Below are 16,961 nucleotides of genomic sequence, written 5' to 3'. Positions count from 1 at the left end.
TTTTTGTTGCCGTCCGCCCTTTTCCCAGTCTAAGGTTGTGATGTTGCCGTGGGGAGTTGCATTTGGCTGGGAATATCTGGACCCGGATCTATGATCGCCGTTTCCATCTCGTCTGGATGGGCTGGCTGCTCATGCTCAGCCTCGCCGGCACGATCCTGACCGTCAAATACTGGGGGCAGCTGGGCAATGCGCGCTATGATGTCATGGTGCTCGAAGTCCTGATCGTTTCATTTTTTGCGGCCCTCTACGGCTATCGTCTCTCCTACCGGGCTGCGCGACTGGCCAATTCCTTCCAGCACATCGCCGTGCAGACGCGTGACGGGGATCTGATCCAGATGTTCGAGGAATTCCGCCGGGTCAGGCGTGCGCTGAAAGCCTCGAGTGACAACAGGTCGCTTGATGCCGATACGGTCGAGGCGGCCAAGCCCCTCAAGATCGGCGACCGCAAGGTCCGGCCGGCGGACGTGATCAAGAAGGTGTTCAATTACTACGAGGCAACCGCGATCGGCGTGAAGCGGCACGCACTCGACGAGCAGATGATCAAGAGCTGGTGGCGCAAAAGCTATATTCTCGACTGGATGGATTTCGCCGAATATATCCGCGCCAAGCGCAAGCGTGACCGGCTGCCGCGGCTTTTCATCGAGTATGAATCCCTGGTGCGGCGCTGGGCGACGGAGGAGGAGCAGGGCTTGCTCTGACCACTTGCGCCTGAACCGATCTCACATTTCTCACCGCCTCCCGGGGCGGTTTTTTTGTGCCTGGATTTCAGGAAAGGACCCACCCCATGACCATTCAGTCCGGCAAGGACATACTCCTCAAGATCGGCGATGGCGGCGATCCGCAGAGCTTTGCGGCTGCTGCCGGTCTGCGCATGAAAACCATCTCGCTCAATGCCCGCAGCGTCGATGTCACGACGGCGGACAGTCCGGAGGGCTGGCGCGAATTGCTGGCGGGGGCGGGTGTGAAGACCTGTTCTGTCTCCGGGGCCGGCGTGTTTGTCGATGCGGCCAGCGATGGCGCCGTGCGCCAGGCCTTCTTCGACCAGACGGCGCGGGACTGGCAGCTGATCATCCCGGATTTCGGCGTGATCGAGGGCGCTTTCCTCGTCGCGGCGCTGGATTATTCCGGACGCCATGATGGCGAGGCGGCCTGGTCGATGACGCTCGCTTCGGCCGGACAATTGAGCTTTGGAGCGATCTGATGGCCAATCCTGCTCGCGGCGAAACCATTCTGGAGATCGGAGGGGTGAGGCACACGCTATGCCTGACGCTCGGCGCCCTGGCCGAGATCGAGGCGCTGTTCGAGGACGGCGTCCGGCTTGATGCCCGCAATCTGGTCACCGTGCTGGCGGTGTTGTTGCGCGGTGGTGGCTCAACCATCACCGAGGCGGACTTGCGCGCCGCACCGCTCGATCCGCTGGCGGCGGCTTCGGCGATCTCCACCTGTTTCGAGACAGCGCTATGAGCCGGCCCGACTGGCTCGCCGCCCTGCGCCTGGCGGCACGGATGGGTATTGCGCCGGCGGAATTCTGGCGTCTGAGCCTGATCGAATGGCGCGCCCTGGTGGGCGGCCATGACGCCCGGCCGCTGAGCCGGCGTGCCTTGCAAATCCTGATGGCTGATTATCCGGACAAGACCTCATGACTGATTTGACCGACCAGACCGAACAAGCCGGCGAAGCCCTCGATGCGCTCGCCGATGGTCCCGCCGCGCGCGCCAGCCAGGCCATCGAGGCCGCCTTCGAGCGCACCGGCGAGACGATCGAGCGTGCCTTCGAGCGCGCCGCCCGCTCCGGCGAGACGAGTTTTTCGCGCCTGACCGAGAGCATATTGCGCGATATGGCGCGGCTGGCGGCCGAGCAATTGATCGAGAAACCGCTGAGCGGCGCGATCCAGTCGGCGCTCTCGAACATGCCCTTCTTCGGCGCCCGCGCCGAGGGCGGACCGGTCACGCCGGGCGGTGCCTATCTGGTCGGCGAGCGCGGGCCGGAACTCTTCACGCCGCCGGGCGCCGGAAGCATTGGCGGCGCGGGCGCACCGAATATCACCGTCAATCTGGCGCTGGGGGCGGGCAGCGATGCCCGTACGGTCGAGCAATCGCAGGCGCGGATCAGCCGCGCCCTGGCCCGCGCCGTTGCCAAAGGGAGCCGCTATCTATGACAGCTTTCCACGACATCCGCTTCCCCTTCGCCGTCGCAATCGGTGCCGTCGGTGGACCTCAGCGTCGCACCGAGATTGTCACCCTGGTGTCGGGCCGCGAGGAGCGCAACGCACCCTGGGCCGACAGCGTGCGCCGCTGGGATGCCGGCCCAGGCGTCAAATCCCTCGACGATCTCAATACGCTGATCGCCTTCTTCGAGGCGCGCCGCGCTCGCCTGCACGGTTTCCGCTTCCGCGATCCGATCGATAACCGCTCCTGTGCGCCATCCCAGGTGCCCGCCATGCTCGATCAGCGGATCGGGACCGGCGATGGGGTGGCGACGGATTTCCAGCTGGTGAAGTCCTATGCCAGCGGCGGTGAGCGCTGGACGCGCCGTATTGCCAAGCCCGTCGAGGGCACGGTGATTGTCGCCGTCGATGGTGTTGAGGCGGAGGTTTCCGTTGATCATGCCACCGGCCTGGCCAGCTTCGCGGAGCCGCCCGCGACAGGGGCAGAAATCACCGCCGGTTTCGCCTTCGATTGCCCGGTGCGCTTCGACACCGACCAGCTTGATATCGCCCTCGACGCCGTTGGTGCCGGCGTCGCACCGAGCGTACCGCTGATTGAATTGAAGCTCTGACGGCCCGCGTTTTCTCGCTGGAAATTTTTCTTACCAAACCAAATCTTTGTCATCCCTGACGGATGGCCCGACTTGATCGGGCCGCAGATCAGGGACCCAGACGCCCGACGCTTGATACGTCAGCAGCGTAGCGGTGGAAATTTGTCCTTTCCCAAGCTGGATCGGCGATGCCGGGTCTGGGTCCCGGATCTACACCCGGATCGCTGACGCGTCCGGGCATCCGTCCGGGATGACAAGGAATGGACATTGAAAGTCTAACCCCATGCTCAATCTCCCTCCTGCCATGCAGGCATCGCTCGATGCCGGCGTGACCACCCATGCCTGGTGCTGGCGCGTCACGCGAACCGATGACGCCCTGTTCGGCTTTACCGACCACGACCGTGATCTCGAATTCGCCGGTCTCATCTACCGCGCCGGCAGCGGGTTTGGCGGGGCTGAGGCCGAGAGTGCGCTGGGGCTGGCGCCGTCGCAGACGGATCTCGCCGGAGCGCTCGATGATGCGGTGCTGAGTGAGGCCGATCTGGCAGCGGGGCTGTGGGGCGGCGCGCGGGTGGAGTGCTGGCGGGTCGACTGGTCGGATCCCGAATTGCGGGTGCTGGTTTCGACCGGTGAGCTGGGCGAGGTCCGCCGGCTGGATGGCCGGTTCGAGGCCGAATTGCTCGGCCTGGCACATCGGCTGGAGCGGCAAACGGGGCGGGTCTTCACCCGGCGCTGTGATGCGCGGCTCGGCGATGGGCGATGCGGGGTGTCGCCGGAGCATCCGGATTTCGCAACCGGCTGCGACCAGCGTTTTGCCACCTGCCGTGACCGCTTCGCCAATACCGTCAAATTCCGCGGTTTCCCGCACATGGTCGGCAATGATTTGCTGCAGGCCTCGGCCGCCAGCGAAACGATCCGCGATGGCGGGTCGAGAGGACTGAACTCATGAAACGGACAATGAATTTGCGTAGCCGCGTCCTCGTCGAGGCGCGGCGCTGGATCGGCACGCCTTATCGTCATCAGGGCAGTTGCCGGGGCGCGGGCTGTGACTGCCTCGGCCTGGTGCGCGGTATCTGGCGCTCGCTCTATGGCGATGAGCCGGAGGCGCCGCCCGCCTATACGCCCGACTGGGCCGAGCGCTGCGGCGGTGAAACGCTGCTCGAAGCGGCGCAGCGGCATCTCGTCGAGATCGATATCCGCGCCGTCAAACCGGGCGATGTCCTGCTCTTCCGGCCGGATCTGAATGGCCCGGCCAAGCATTGCGCCATCGTGTCGGGACCGACCGGAATCATCCACGCCTATTGGGGCCGCGCCGTGGCCGAGACCTCGCTGTCGCACTGGTGGCAGAGGCGGCTGGTGGCGGCCTTCGCCTTTCCGCAAAGGGGGCATTGATGGCGCAGCTTGTGATGACGGCCGGCCGCGCCGGCCTCTCAGCCCTGCAGGCCGCCGGGCCGGCACTGGCCAATGCGGCGGCCAATCTGGCGGTCAACGCGCTGATCGGTGGCCGCCGCCGCGAAGGGCCGCGCCTGCCGGAAATCCCGGTCCAGACCTCGACTGATGGCGCACCGATGGCGCGCATCTGGGGGCGGGCGCGCATCGCCGGTCAGGTGATCTGGGCCTCGCGCTATCTGGAACATGCCACCAAAACCTCCGCCGGCGGCAAGGGCGGGCCGAGCCAGGTGGATTATGCGTATTCGATCAGCCTTGCGGTCGGGCTGTGCGAGGGGGAGATTGCCGGGATCGGGCGCGTCTGGGCCAATGGCGCCCTGCTCGACACATCGGCGCTGGCCATGCGGGTTTATCCGGGCAGTGAGGACCAGATGCCCGATGCCTTGATCGAGGCGGTCGAGGGCGGCGATGTGCCCGCCTTTCGCGGCACGGCCTATGTCGTGTTCGAGGATTTGCCGCTGGATGAATTCGGCCACCGCATCCCCAATCTTTCCTTCGAAATCTTCCGCCCGCTGCGCGATGGCGTGCAGCTGGAGGACCGTGTCGCCGGCGTCAATCTCATCCCCGGTTCGGGCGAATTTGCCTATGCGCCGGAGGCCGTGATGCGCGTGCTCGGGCCGGGGCGCGAGACGGCGGAGAATCGCAATAATGGCCGTGGTGTTTCCGATTTTATCGCCTCGATTGATGATCTGGAGCGCGATCTGCCCAATTGCCGTTCGGTGCAGCTGGTTGTGTCCTGGTTTGGCGATGATCTGCGCTGCGGCCACTGCCAGATCCGCCCCGGTGTCGAGACGCGCGACAAGCTCACGCGGCCGCTGGTCTGGTCGGTGGCGGGCGAGGATCGCGCTTCCGCTTATCTGATCAGCGGCGAGGCGGGGCGGCCCGTCTATGGCGGCACACCGGACGATGCCAGCATCATCGCCGCCATCACCGAGCTCAGGGCGCGCGGCTTTGCCGTCACGCTCTATCCTTTCATCCTGATGGACATCCCCGCCGGCAATGGCCGGCCCGACCCCTGGGGCGCAGCCGAGCAGGCCGTCTTTCCCTGGCGCGGACGCATCACCTGCCATCCGGCGCCGGGCCTGGACGGGACGGTCGATGAGAGCGCGGCCGCCGAGGCGCAGGTGGCGGATTTCTTCGGCATGGCGGGCACCAGCGATTACACGGTGTCGGGCGGGTCAGTGAGCTATTCCGGTCCGGCTGAATGGGGGCTCAACCGCTTCATCCTGCACTGTGCGGCGCTGGCGCAGGCCGCCGGCGGGGTGGATGGTTTCCTGATCGGGTCGGAACTGGCGGCACTGACGACGGTGCGCGGAGCGGGCGGCAGCTATCCCGCCGTGACGGCGCTGAAGGCACTGGCCGGTGAGGCGCGGGCCTTGCTGGGACCCTCGACGCAAATCTCCTATGCGGCCGACTGGACGGAGTATTCCGGCCATCAGCCCGGCGGCGGGGCAAAGCTCTTCCATCTCGATCCGCTTTGGAGCGATGCCAATATCGATGCGGTGGCGATCGACTGGTATGTGCCGCTCTCCGACTGGCGCGACGGCGCGGAGAATCTTGATGCGGCGTTCGCCTCAGGTCCGCATGACCGCGATTATCTCGCATCCAACATGACGGCCGGGGAGGGTTTCGACTGGTATTACGCCAGCGAAGCGGATCGCGTGGCCCAGATCCGGACACCGATTGTCGATGGCGTTCATGGCGAGGACTGGATCTGGCGCTACAAGGATCTGGTCAGCTGGTGGAGCCAGCCGCATCACGACCGGCCCGGCGGTGTGCGTGCGGAAAGCGCGACCGGCTGGGTGGCGATGTCCAAGCCGGTCTGGTTGACTGAAGTGGGCTGTCCGGCTGTCGACAAGGGCTCCAATCAGCCCAATGTCTTCGTCGACCCGAAAAGCTCGGAAAGTCATTTGCCCTGGTTCTCCGGCGGCACGCGCGATGATCTGGTGCAGCGGCGCTATCTGGAAGCCGTACTGGCGCACTGGAGCGGCGATGCGGCGGCCAATCCGGTCTCGCCCGTCTATCACGCACCGATGCTGGCGCCCGATCGCATCCATGTCTGGGCCTGGGATGCGCGGCCCTGGCCGGATTTCCCGGCCCGCCGCGATGTCTGGTCCGACGGCGCGAACTGGACGCTGGGGCATTGGCTCAACGGGCGGGCCGGGCAGGTGCCGGTGGCATCGATCATCGCGGAGATTTGCGCGGACGCCGGGCTGGAGGCGTTTGATGTCTCGGCGGTGGATGACCTGGTCTCCGGCTATGTCGTGGCGCAACCCGTGACGGCGCGCGCGGCGCTGGAGCCACTGCTCGACGTGCTCGGGATTGATGTCCTGCCGCGAGCCTCGGCGCTGCATTTTGCCTCCGCCGACGCGCCCCTGGCGCCGCTCATCCTGGCCGAGCCCGTGCAGCCGGAGCGCGGCCCGGCGACCGAGCGGCTTGACCCGCCCGTGTTCGACAGGCCGCGCGAGCTCAGCCTCGATTTCATTGATGATGCCGCCGATTACCGGCCCGGCCACGCCGTGGCACGCGGCCTCTACGAGACGGTGCAGGCGGTGGGACTTTCGGCACCGGTGCTGGCGGATCCGCATCTGGCCCGCAATTGGTGCGGGCAGGCGCTGGCCGAGATCGAGGCGCGTCCGGCACGGCTGGCCCTGCATGTGCCGCCATCATTGCTGGCGCTGGAGGCCGGTGATGCGGTCACGCTGGACGGCGCGCTGTGGCGAGCCGAATCGCTTGAGGGCGGGGCAGCGCGTCAGGCCGGATTGCGACCGCCGCGGCTTCGGGCCGGGGTCTGGCAGGGCTCGACCGCCGGGGCCGGTGCGTCCATGCCGCCGCCGGCCCGGCCGCAGGTAATCGCCCTCGACCTGCCGCTCGATGGCCACGAAGCCGGCCCGCGCGGCGGTGTCCTGCTGGCCGGTTTTGCCGACCCCTGGCCCGGCGCGCTCGATGTCTTTGTTGAAACCGGTGATGGCGGCCGGGATCTGCGTTGCCAATTGCGCCGTCCGGCACGGATCGGCGTTCTGCTCGGTGATCTGGCATCGGGCCCGGTGGGCTATTGGGATGAAGCGGCGAGCGTCGAGATCGAACTCTCTGGCGGCGAACTGGCCAGCCTGACGCGCGAGGCGGTGCTCAATGGCGCCAACCGGCTGGCGGTCTCGCAGGGCGGTGATGAATGGGAAGTGATTCAATTCGCTGATGCCGAGCTGACGGGCGAGCGGCGCTATCGCCTCTCGGGCCTGCTGCGCGGACAGGGCGGCACCCGACCGGACGGCGCGCTGGCTGGCGCCGTCTGCGTCGTGCTGGATGAAGCGCTCACCGTGTTGCCCCTGCTCGAGCATGAGTTCGGAAATGCTGTCGAGGTCCGCGCCGTGGCGGCGGGGCTGGCGGCCGATGATGGTCAGGCTGGCGCTCTGGACGTGACCGGCGAGCAGCGCGATCTATGGCCGTTGGCGCCGGTGCATGTGCGGGCGCAACGTGTGGACGGGAGTGTGACGGTGAGCTGGATACGCCGGGCGCGGGTCAGCGGCGATGACTGGCGTGCCGCCGAGGTGCCGCTCGGCGAGACGGCGCAGGCCTACCGTCTGGAGATCCTGCTCGGCGATGTCGCCGTGCTCGGCGTGGAGACAGCGGAGCCTGAATGGTCGCTCACCGAGGCCGGTCTGACGACGCTGCTCGGCAGCCTGCCGGAAGCGCTGGAATTACGCGTCGCGCAAATCTCCGCTCAGACCGGACCGGGCCGCTGGACGCGTTGCAACCTGCTCCTGTGAGCCGGGCTTTGCGATCTGCGGCAAAGCCCCTTACATGAAGCCTGATATGAGCTGATGGCGTGGGCATGGACGATCCTTATCAAATCCTTGGTGTCGCGAAGACAGCGACGGCGGACGAGATCCGCAAGGCCTATCGCAAGCTGGCCAAGGCGCTGCATCCTGACGCCAATCCCGACAACAAGGCGGCCGAGGAGCGTTTCAAGAATGTCTCCCAGGCCTTCAAACTCCTGTCGGACCCGAAAAAACGTGCCGAATATGATGCCGGCCAGCGCGCCGGTTTCGGACCCGGCATGGGGGCGGGGCAGGGCATGGGGGCCGGCATGGGCGGCGGCGCGCGCGGTCCGTTCAATTTCCGCCAGACGCGGCAGAATAATCGCGGTTTCGACGATATCTTCTCGGATCTGTTCACCGATTTCGGTGCCCAGGCCCGCGAGGCACCGCGCAAGGGAGCCGATGTGCGCCAGATCCTGACGATTGATTTTCTCGCCGCCGCCAGTGGCGGCAAGCACCGGGTGAAACTGCCCGGCGGCCGGGCGGTTGAAGTGGCCGTGCCCTCCGGCGCTGCCGACGGCCAGGTCCTGCGCCTGCGCGGCCAGGGCGAAACACCGCCGGGTGGCGGCCAGGCTGGCGATGCGCTGATCGAAATCAGGATTGCCGACCACCGGCATTTTTCCCGCGATGGCGATGATGTCCGGCTGGAACTTCCGGTGACGCTGAGCGAAGCCGTGCTCGGCGCCAAGGTGCGGGTGCCGACCATAGACGGGCCCGTCTTTCTGCAAGTGCCGCCGGGCTCGAGCAGTGGCAGCCTGCTGCGGCTGCGTGGCAAGGGTTTTGCGAGTGGCAAGGGCAAGCGCGGCGATCAGATCGTCCGCCTCGTCGTCGCCCTGCCGGCACAGGATGAGGCGCTGCGTGCGTTTTTGCAGACCTGGACGCCCGCTTCGGGCTATGATCCGCGCAAGGGCCTGTAGTTCGAAGATGAGTGCAGGATAAGGCAGTCGTTCAGCCCGGGTTCAGGGCGGCTGCGTCACATAGAGTGCCATGTTGAGAACACTGATCATAATTGCTGCAGCCTTCACCGCCCTCGGCGTGCCGGCTGTAACGCAGGCCGAGGCCGAAAGTCTGGAGTGGACCCAGGGCCGCGATGTGCGTGATCGCTATACGCCGGGCGAAGCCCGGGTGCAGCGCGAGCAGGGCAATCTGGTGCCGGCGATCCGTGTGATCGGCGATGTGCGGCGGCTTTACCCCAATGCGGAAGTGCTTGACGCTGAACTCGTGCGCGGCAACCAGCCGCGCTATATCGTCAAGATCCTGACCGCCGACGGCCGCCGGATCGATGTAGTGGCAGACGCCCGCACGGGCGCTATACTGTCGGAACGATAGGAAAAATCATGCGCGCTCTGATTATTGAAGATGATCCTGATCTCAATCGCCAGCTCTGCCGGGCGCTCGAGGATACCGGTTATGCCGTCGATACCGCCCTGGATGGCGAGGACGGTCATTTCCTTGGCGATACCGAGCCCTATGATGTGGTCGTCCTCGATCTTGGCCTGCCCAAGCTGGATGGTGTGAGCGTTCTGGAACGCTGGCGCAGTGATGGCCGCGATTTCCCGGTCCTGATCCTGACGGCGCGCGATCGCTGGAGCGAAAAAGTCGCCGGCTTCGACGCCGGTGCCGATGATTACCTGACCAAGCCTTTCCATACCGAGGAATTGCTGGCGCGGCTGCGGGCCTTGACCCGGCGCGCGGCCGGTCATTCGACCTCGACGATTGAATGTGGTGGCCTGTCGATCGATACGCGCGGCGCGCGTGTCTTCATTGAAGGCAGCCCGGTGAAGGTGACCTCGCATGAATTCCGCATGCTGAGCTATCTCGCCCACCACCAGGACCGTGTCATTTCGCGCACTGAACTGGTCGAGCATATCTATGACCAGGATTTCGACCGCGACAGCAATACGATCGAGGTCTTTGTCGGTCGTCTGCGCAAGAAAATCGGCCAGGACCGGATCGAAACGGTTCGCGGTCTCGGTTATCGCCTGGTCGAACCGGTGACCCCACCCGTCTCGTGACCTCGCGCGTCTCCCTTGCCTTCCGGCTGTTCGCCGGCGCGGCGGCCTGGGCGCTGGCATTGCTGCTGGTTGGCGCGATCGCATTGAGTACGCTCTATCAACGCTCGGTCATCCGCACGCTGGATGACCGGCTGACCAGTATCGTCGGCGCGCTGGTCGCAGCGGCCGAGACCGACGCCGAGGGCGCGGTCGCGCTGGCACGGCGTCCATCCGATCCCGCCTATGGCCGTGTTTTCTCAGGTCGTTACTGGCAAATCGTCGATACCGCGCAGAGTGGTGAGGACAGTATCCTCATCGTCTCGCGCTCCCTGTGGGACGAAACGCTCGCGGCCTCACAGGGCCTGCGCAACCGGGCCCAGGCCTCGCCAGGACAAATTGTCACCGGACGCGCCAAGGGGCCCGCCGGTGAGCCCCTGCGCGTGGTTGCCCAGGCTGTGCTGCTGCCGGACCGCGACGATGTCGTCATCATGATGGCCGGTGAGGATCGCCGGCCCGCCGATCGCGATGTGCGCAATTTCGCCATTACCTCGGGTGTCTTGCTGCTTGGCTTCGCCGCGGCGATCGCGGCGGGTGTTTTCTTCCAGGTCCGGATCGGGTTGGCGCCGGTCTTGCGCATGCGCAATAGCGTTGCCGATGTCCGCGAGGGGCGGAGCGAACGGGTCGATGGCCAGTTTCCGACCGAGCTGCAGCCGCTGGCCGATGAACTCAACGCCATGCTCGATCACTCGCGGGAACTGGTCGAGCGCTCGCGCACCCATGTCGGCAATCTGGCGCATGCCCTGAAAACTCCCATCGCCGTTCTCACCAATGAAGCGCGCGAGGCCGGCGGTGGTTTCGGTGATCTGGTCGGACGTCAGACTGCGATCATGACCGAACAGGTCGACCATCATCTGCGCCGGGCCCGCGCGGCGGCTCACGCCAAGGCGATCGGCGCGCGAACCGAAGTTGCCCCCACTGTCAGCGATCTCGCCCGAACCCTGACCAAGATCTATGCGCGACGCGGTGTCAGCATCGATACCGATCTCGCCGAGGACCTGTATTTTCGCGGCGAGCGTCAGGATCTCGAGGAAATGGTCGGAAATCTGATGGACAATGCCTGTAAATGGGCGAGCTCCCGGGTCCGGACCACGGCGCGCCCGGGCGCGGATCGGGGATTCGAACTCCTGATCGAAGACGATGGCCCGGGCCTCGATCAGGCCGGTTGTGAAGCCGCGCTGCAACGTGGGGTTCGTCTTGATGAAAAGGCACCTGGCTCAGGACTTGGTCTCGCCATAGTATCCGATCTCGCAAAGGCTTATGATGGCGAGGTTATTCTGTCTCGGTCCAGTCTTGGCGGTCTCTGCGTCCGTCTGATTTTGCCAGCCACAGCACGCTAAAGCGCCGTTAACCCAAACTGCTGAATACTCGACTTACTTAAACATGGTCAGTATTTACGAATGGCAAACCTTTCGCCGAACCAACGGACCAAGCTTGAGGCGCTCTGGCGCAGCATGCCGTCGCGGATGCGCGCTGGTCTCTACGGGGCCGCGCAGGCGGCCGGGGCGGAAGATCCGCAATCCCGGGAGCTGCTTGAGGTCTTTGAAGAACTAGAAGCGCTGATGACCGAACCGGCGGGCGATCTCGCCAAGGCCTATCTGTTTGAACCCCTGCGCGCCCTGACCGCCGAGCCGGCGTCGGTGCCGCCATCGAAATACCGTTTCAGTCCCGATGACCTCAGCAAGATGTGGGGCTGGCTTGGACGCCAGATTGCCAAGGATCTGGTCGAGGAGGCCCGCAAGTGCCGCAAGCCCGCCAGCGATCCAGTCTGGCATGATTTCCGGGCCCGGGCAGCCGCCGCTCTGGCTGAGGCTGTCGCCCGCGCCGACCGGGTGCCCAAGGACATGACGGCGCTGGACAAGCGCTTCGGTCCCGATTGCCGCTCCATGCTCCATGACGCCATTGATCTGCTCAGATTCAGCGAGCGCATTGAGGCGGTGATGCTGGATATCCCGGCCGTCGTCGAGGACTTCGATCCGGAGCTGTGCGAACAGGTCCGCGCCCAGCATGAGCAATTGATGGCAGACGCGCCCGAATCCGCCGTCTGGTACCTGTTGCTGGTGATGGGGCGGCTGACCTCCCCCTGGCAGATATTCCGCGTCGTCGAGAAGATCGGACGACGCGGCGATGATCTGGTGGTCTCCAAAACCGAGCTGGCGGCGATCGGTGATACGGTCCTGGCCGATACCGGCTATTTCTCGGCCAAGCTGAAACATCCGCCGGCCGACCGGGCGGAGGCCGAGCTCTATTTCCAGGTGTTCTCGCGCTATGTCGGCTATTCGACCGGCATGGTGAAGGAATTCGGCATTCGCAAGGATGGCCGCTGGGGGCGTTCCCTGTTTGGCTTGCGGGCCGAGGCCTCGACCAATGTCGAGAAGGTGATGGAGAAGATTCCGCTCGCGCTCGATGCCGGCCTGCCCGAACCGCGCCGTGGCAAGAGCGGCCGTATCATCCCGGCGCAATTGCCGCCGACCGCCGCTATCGAGCGCGCCACCGGATTGCTCTATTTTCTCCACCGTGCCCGCGAACACGCCAATGCGGCGGCGATCGCCAGTGCCCAGAAGCGCATCTATGACCAGGCAGAGCGACGCATGCAGGACGCCGGCAAGATGCTGGTCGACCTGGTGGCCGACAGCTCGGGTCAGAGCCGCGTCAGCGCCGAGGAATGTCTCGCCATTGTTGCCGATCTGCTCGACGCTGCCGGTAGTAGCGAGGCCGCGGAATTGCTGCGCCGCCGGGGTGTCGCCGCCGCGGCATAGCGTCCAGGCGCGACAGCCAGGCTTGCCATCCTCGCCCGGCACGCCTAATTCGCCCCCATGACGGATCAATCCCCATCCGAGATCGCGCTCGAATCGCGCCAGGCCAAGGCAGCTCGGCTGTTCTCGCCGAGTGCTGCGCGCAATCGCGACGCGATTGGCGATCTGCTGGCCGGCCTGCTGCCGCCGTCCGCCCGCGTGCTGGAGATCGGTTCGGGAACGGGCGAGCATGCCGTGTCGGTCTGTCAACGTCGGCCGGACATCGGCTGGCAACCCAGCGACCCCGATGCCGTCTCCCGCGCCAGCCAGAACGCCTGGGCGGCCGAGATGGCGCCGAATATGCGCCCGTCGCTCGACCTCGACCTGACCCGTCCTGGCTGGGATGCGGGCCTGGGCGGCTTTGACGCCCTGGTCTGCCTGAATGTGATCCATATTGCGCCCTGGGCTGTGGCCGAGGCGATTGCGGCAGCCAGCCGGACGCTGATCGCCGGGGATGATAGCCTGGTCTATCTCTATGGGCCCTATCTGGAGGGTGCAGCGACGGCGCCGTCCAATCTTGATTTCGACCGCTCGCTCAAATCGCGCAATGCCCAATGGGGTGTGCGGGCGCGAAGCGATGTGGAGGCACTGTTCGCCGCCGCCGGCTGGGCCGCGCCGGACCGACATGAAATGCCTGCCAATAATCTGTCCCTCGTCTTTCGCCGCCGGAGCCCTTTGTGATGCGTCACCGTAATCGCCGTCTCGCCACGATCGCCCTGTCCGCGCTTGTCCTCGCCGCTGCCGTGGCGCTGGGCCTGTTTGCGCTGCGCGATTCGGTGGTCTTCTTCTACAGCCCGAGCGAGATCGCGGCCGCGCCGCCGGAGGCTGGCGAACGGGTGCGGGTCGGCGGGCTGGTGCTTGAGGAATCTATCGATACCACCGGCACAACCGACGGCGCCGCCTTTGCCATCACCGACCGCGTCGAGACCGTGCGCGTCGTTTATGCGGGCATATTGCCGGACCTGTTCCGGGAAGGTCAGGGCGTGATTGCCGAGGGCCGGTTCCGCGGCGATGGCGTTTTCCAGGCCGAAACCGTGCTGGCCAAGCATGATGAGACCTATATGCCGCCGGAGGTCGCTGAAGCCCTGCGCGAGGCAGGAGTCTGGCAAGGCGACGAGGCCGCCGGGCCGGCCGATCAAGCAGACGTGACTGCGCCGTCACAGCAATAGGTTTGGCGTTGCCGGCCGTGGCCCCTATCTCTGTTCACACGACAGGGAGAGAATAATGGCCAGATCCGAACGCGTTGAATTTCCAGGGGCGCTTGGCGAGACGCTCGCCGCACGCCTCGAAACCCCCGACGGCACGCCGCGCGCCTATGCGCTGTTCGCGCATTGCTTCTCCTGCTCCAAGGACATCCATGCCGCCAGCCGGGTCTCCCGCCATCTGGCGCAGGCCGGCTTTGCGGTCCTGAGATTTGACTTCACCGGGCTGGGGCAGTCCGAGGGTGATTTCGCCAATACCAACTTCTCCTCCAATATCCAGGACCTGGTGAAAGCCGGCGATTTTCTCGCCGAGCGCTATGAAGCGCCGGCCCTGATGGTCGGCCACAGCCTTGGCGGCGCGGCGGTGATCGCGGCGGCAGCCCGGCTGCCGTCGGTGCGGGCGATTGCCACGCTGGGCGCGCCGGCCGATGCGTCGCACGTGCGCCAGGCCTTCCACCCGGACATTGCCGAGATCGAAGCCAAGGGGCAGGCCGAGGTGATGCTGGGCGGGCGCCCCTTCTGCATCCGCAAGCAGTTTCTCGAGGATATCGAGGGCCATTCACTGGAAGATGCCGTCGCCGCGCTCAAGCCTGCCCTGCTGATCGCGCACTCGCCGACCGATAATATCGTCGGCGTCGAGAATGCGACGCGACTCTTCCGGGCCGCGCGGCATTCGCGCAGCTATCTCGACCTCGACGGTGCCGATCACCTGCTCAGCGATCCGGAGGATGCGCGCCATGCGGCTGATGTGATTGCTGCCTGGGCGCAGCGCTATATCGGTGCAGGCAAGGTGCAAGACGGACGGCGTGATTCACCGCCGGCCGCGGCCGATGCGGGCGGTGTCGTGGTGCGTGAAACCGGGCAGGGGCCCTATGCCAATCACGTGGTCAGCGGCAAGCATGTCATGATCGCCGACGAACCGGCTGATCTCGGTGGCGGCGACCGCGGCCCGGGGCCCTATGGTTTCCTCAATGCCGCGCTGGGCAGCTGTACCTCGATCACGCTGCGCATGTATGCGACCCGTAAATCCCTGCCGCTCGACCGCGTCACGGTCACTGTGCGCCACCGCAAGGGCGAGGCTGAGGGCCATGAAGGCAAGGTCGACATCTTTGACCGCGCCATCCGGCTGGACGGCGATCTCGACGCTGACCAGCGCCAGCGCCTGCTGGAAATCGCCGATAAATGCCCGGTGCACCGGACGCTGCACGGGCCGGCCCTGGTGCAGACGCGCGAGGAAAACGGTGCCGCTGAAACATGACGGGTTGGTTACCGTTTGTAATGTTATTGTAATGTTTGAGACACGCCGCCGTCAGCTTCTTCCTGCCTAATCTGGCGACGGCTCGAACAAGAAAGGTCTGTCTTACCCATGTTGTCAGTTTCCAAAATCCGTCGCCTTGGCGGGGTTTCCGTTCTGGTCCTTGCCGCGCTCGCTGCCGGCTCCCTGCTCAATCAATCCATCGCCCCGGCGCATGCCATGCAGGCGATTTCGGAACCCAATTTCGCAGCCGCCATCCCGGCCGGCGCGCCGATGTCCTTCGCCGACCTGATCGAGCATGTCAGCCCGGCTGTCGTGACGATCCAGGCCAGCTCGACACCGGACGAGGCACCGGCCGGTGTTGATCTCGACAATATGCCGCCGCAAATGCGCGAATGGCTGGAGCGTCAGTTTGGCGGCCGCGCCGGGCCACAGGCCGCCCAGCCGCGCCAATCGCTCGGTTCAGGCTTCTTCATTTCGGCTGACGGCTATCTGGTCACCAATAATCACGTCGTCGATGGTGCCACCGAGATCACGATCGGCACCGCTGGCGGTGAAACCTATCCCGCCCGCGTGATCGGCCTCGATCCACAGACCGATCTGGCCCTGCTGAAGGTCGATGAAGAGATCGAATTCCCCTTCGTCACGCTCGAGGATCAGCCGCATTATCGCGTCGGTGACTGGGTCGTCGCGGTCGGTAATCCCTTCGGCCTCGGCGGCACGGCGACAGCCGGCATCATCTCAGCCACCGGGCGCGAGATCGGCAATTCGAACTATAATGATTTCCTGCAGATCGATGCCCCGATCAATCGCGGTAATTCCGGCGGCCCGACCTTCAGCCTTGACGGCAAGGTTGTCGGCGTAAACTCGCAGATCTTCTCGCCCACCGGCGGCAGTGTCGGGATCGGCTTTGCCATTCCGTCCGATGTCGCAGCACGCGTCGTCGCTGCCTTGCGTGAGAATGGCCATGTGTCGCGCGGCTGGCTCGGCGTCGGCATCCAGAATGTCACCGAGGATATCGCCAGCGCGATGGGGCTGGAAGAGAGCACCGGTGCGATCATCAGCTCGGTTGTTGCGGGCGGCCCGGCCGACCAGGCCGGCTTCGAGCGCGAGGATGTCGTGCTGGCGGTCAATGATGAGAGCGTCGAGAATTCACGCGACCTGACCCGTCGTATTGGCGAGTTCTCGTCGGGCACCGATGTACGGTTCCGCGTCCTGCGTGATGGCCGCGAACGTACATTGCGCGTCGAGCTGGGTGAACGCCCGGATGACTCCACGCTGAACCAGCTGCCCAGCCGGGAGCAGGCCGAGGCGAGTGTCGACATTTTCGGCATGACCCTGTCGGAATTGAGCGATGAAGTGCGCGATGGCCGCGGTCTGGCTGCCGGCACGGTCGGTCTTGTGATCGAAAGCCTGGAGCCGGGCGGTGAAGCATCCCGCAAGGGTCTGTCGCGCGGCGATATCATTCTTGAAGCTGGCGGCCGCGCTGTCGGCACGACCGAAGCGTTGAGAGACGCGATCAACGCGGCCCGGGCTGGCAATCGCAATGCGATTCTCCTGCTCGTCGAAACCCAGGCTGGTCAGCGCTATATCGCGCTCCAGCTTGGCGAAGCCGAATAACCGGGAGGACATGT

18 protein-coding genes are annotated in these 16,961 nt (G+C 65.5%); all 18 read left to right on the top strand.

The annotated features are described in order from the left end of the window. Positions 1 to 62 precede the first annotated feature (62 nt). On the top strand, positions 63 to 698 hold the full coding sequence (locus tag BLT42_RS05345; protein ID WP_143024054.1) for a DUF4760 domain-containing protein: 636 nt from the start codon (positions 63 to 65) through the stop codon (positions 696 to 698). An 86-nt stretch (positions 699 to 784) separates the two neighbouring features. Next, positions 785 to 1,201, top strand: a complete 417-nt coding sequence (locus BLT42_RS05340; RefSeq protein ID WP_091767920.1) for a phage major tail protein, TP901-1 family — start codon at positions 785 to 787, stop codon at positions 1,199 to 1,201. Continuing rightward, on the top strand, positions 1,201 to 1,464 hold the full coding sequence (locus BLT42_RS05335) for a GTA-gp10 family protein (RefSeq protein ID WP_091767917.1): 264 nt from the start codon (positions 1,201 to 1,203) through the stop codon (positions 1,462 to 1,464). The genes BLT42_RS05340 and BLT42_RS05335 overlap by 1 nt, the downstream gene beginning before the upstream one ends. Next, positions 1,461 to 1,643 (top strand): phage tail assembly chaperone, encoded by a 183-nt coding sequence (locus BLT42_RS05330; RefSeq protein ID WP_091767914.1) that lies wholly within the window; start codon positions 1,461 to 1,463, stop codon positions 1,641 to 1,643. The genes BLT42_RS05335 and BLT42_RS05330 overlap by 4 nt, the downstream gene beginning before the upstream one ends. Further along, entirely contained in the window at positions 1,640 to 2,158 is a 519-nt protein-coding gene (locus tag BLT42_RS05325) for a phage tail tape measure C-terminal domain-containing protein (protein WP_091767911.1), read from the top strand. Before BLT42_RS05330 ends, BLT42_RS05325 begins: the two co-directional genes overlap by 4 nt. Then, a complete protein-coding gene (locus BLT42_RS05320; RefSeq protein ID WP_091767908.1) occupies positions 2,155 to 2,778 on the top strand; it encodes a DUF2460 domain-containing protein in 624 nt (207 codons plus the stop codon). The genes BLT42_RS05325 and BLT42_RS05320 overlap by 4 nt, the downstream gene beginning before the upstream one ends. Before the next feature lie 262 nt (positions 2,779 to 3,040). Next, positions 3,041 to 3,706, top strand: coding sequence for a DUF2163 domain-containing protein (locus BLT42_RS05315; RefSeq protein WP_091767905.1), 666 nt, complete (start codon positions 3,041 to 3,043; stop codon positions 3,704 to 3,706). Continuing rightward, a complete protein-coding gene (locus BLT42_RS05310) occupies positions 3,703 to 4,149 on the top strand; it encodes an NlpC/P60 family protein (RefSeq protein WP_233342334.1) in 447 nt (148 codons plus the stop codon). Before BLT42_RS05315 ends, BLT42_RS05310 begins: the two co-directional genes overlap by 4 nt. Then, entirely contained in the window at positions 4,149 to 7,973 is a 3,825-nt protein-coding gene (locus tag BLT42_RS05305; protein ID WP_091767899.1) for a baseplate multidomain protein megatron, read from the top strand. Before BLT42_RS05310 ends, BLT42_RS05305 begins: the two co-directional genes overlap by 1 nt. Before the next feature lie 65 nt (positions 7,974 to 8,038). Then, entirely contained in the window at positions 8,039 to 8,941 is a 903-nt protein-coding gene (locus BLT42_RS05300; protein ID WP_091767896.1) for a DnaJ C-terminal domain-containing protein, read from the top strand. Positions 8,942 to 9,011: 70 nt separating this feature from the next. Further along, positions 9,012 to 9,353 carry a PepSY domain-containing protein gene (locus tag BLT42_RS05295; protein WP_091767893.1) on the top strand — a complete coding sequence of 114 codons (342 nt, stop codon included), beginning with the start codon at positions 9,012 to 9,014 and terminating at the stop codon, positions 9,351 to 9,353. Between the two features lie 8 nt (positions 9,354 to 9,361). Further along, positions 9,362 to 10,039, top strand: a complete 678-nt coding sequence (locus BLT42_RS05290) for a response regulator transcription factor (protein WP_091767890.1) — start codon at positions 9,362 to 9,364, stop codon at positions 10,037 to 10,039. Beyond that, entirely contained in the window at positions 10,036 to 11,415 is a 1,380-nt protein-coding gene (locus tag BLT42_RS05285; RefSeq protein WP_091767887.1) for a sensor histidine kinase, read from the top strand. The genes BLT42_RS05290 and BLT42_RS05285 overlap by 4 nt, the downstream gene beginning before the upstream one ends. A 60-nt stretch (positions 11,416 to 11,475) precedes the next feature. Next, positions 11,476 to 12,834, top strand: a complete 1,359-nt coding sequence (locus BLT42_RS05280; protein WP_091767884.1) for a hypothetical protein — start codon at positions 11,476 to 11,478, stop codon at positions 12,832 to 12,834. Positions 12,835 to 12,891: 57 nt separating this feature from the next. After that, positions 12,892 to 13,551, top strand: coding sequence for a DUF938 domain-containing protein (locus BLT42_RS05275; RefSeq protein WP_091767881.1), 660 nt, complete (start codon positions 12,892 to 12,894; stop codon positions 13,549 to 13,551). After that, on the top strand, positions 13,551 to 14,039 hold the full coding sequence (ccmE, locus tag BLT42_RS05270; protein WP_176780262.1) for a cytochrome c maturation protein CcmE: 489 nt from the start codon (positions 13,551 to 13,553) through the stop codon (positions 14,037 to 14,039). Before BLT42_RS05275 ends, ccmE begins: the two co-directional genes overlap by 1 nt. A 55-nt stretch (positions 14,040 to 14,094) precedes the next feature. After that, a complete protein-coding gene (locus tag BLT42_RS05265) occupies positions 14,095 to 15,330 on the top strand; it encodes a bifunctional alpha/beta hydrolase/OsmC family protein (RefSeq protein ID WP_091767874.1) in 1,236 nt (411 codons plus the stop codon). Positions 15,331 to 15,438: 108 nt separating this feature from the next. Then, entirely contained in the window at positions 15,439 to 16,947 is a 1,509-nt protein-coding gene (locus tag BLT42_RS05260; protein ID WP_091767871.1) for a Do family serine endopeptidase, read from the top strand. The last annotated feature ends 14 nt before the right edge of the window (positions 16,948 to 16,961 follow it).

This window comes from Maricaulis salignorans (genome assembly GCF_900103475.1).
Classification (GTDB): domain Bacteria; phylum Pseudomonadota; class Alphaproteobacteria; order Caulobacterales; family Maricaulaceae; genus Maricaulis; species Maricaulis salignorans.
The sequence above is the reverse complement of the archived record's forward strand: the minus strand, read 5'-3'. Positions and strand labels throughout refer to the sequence as shown.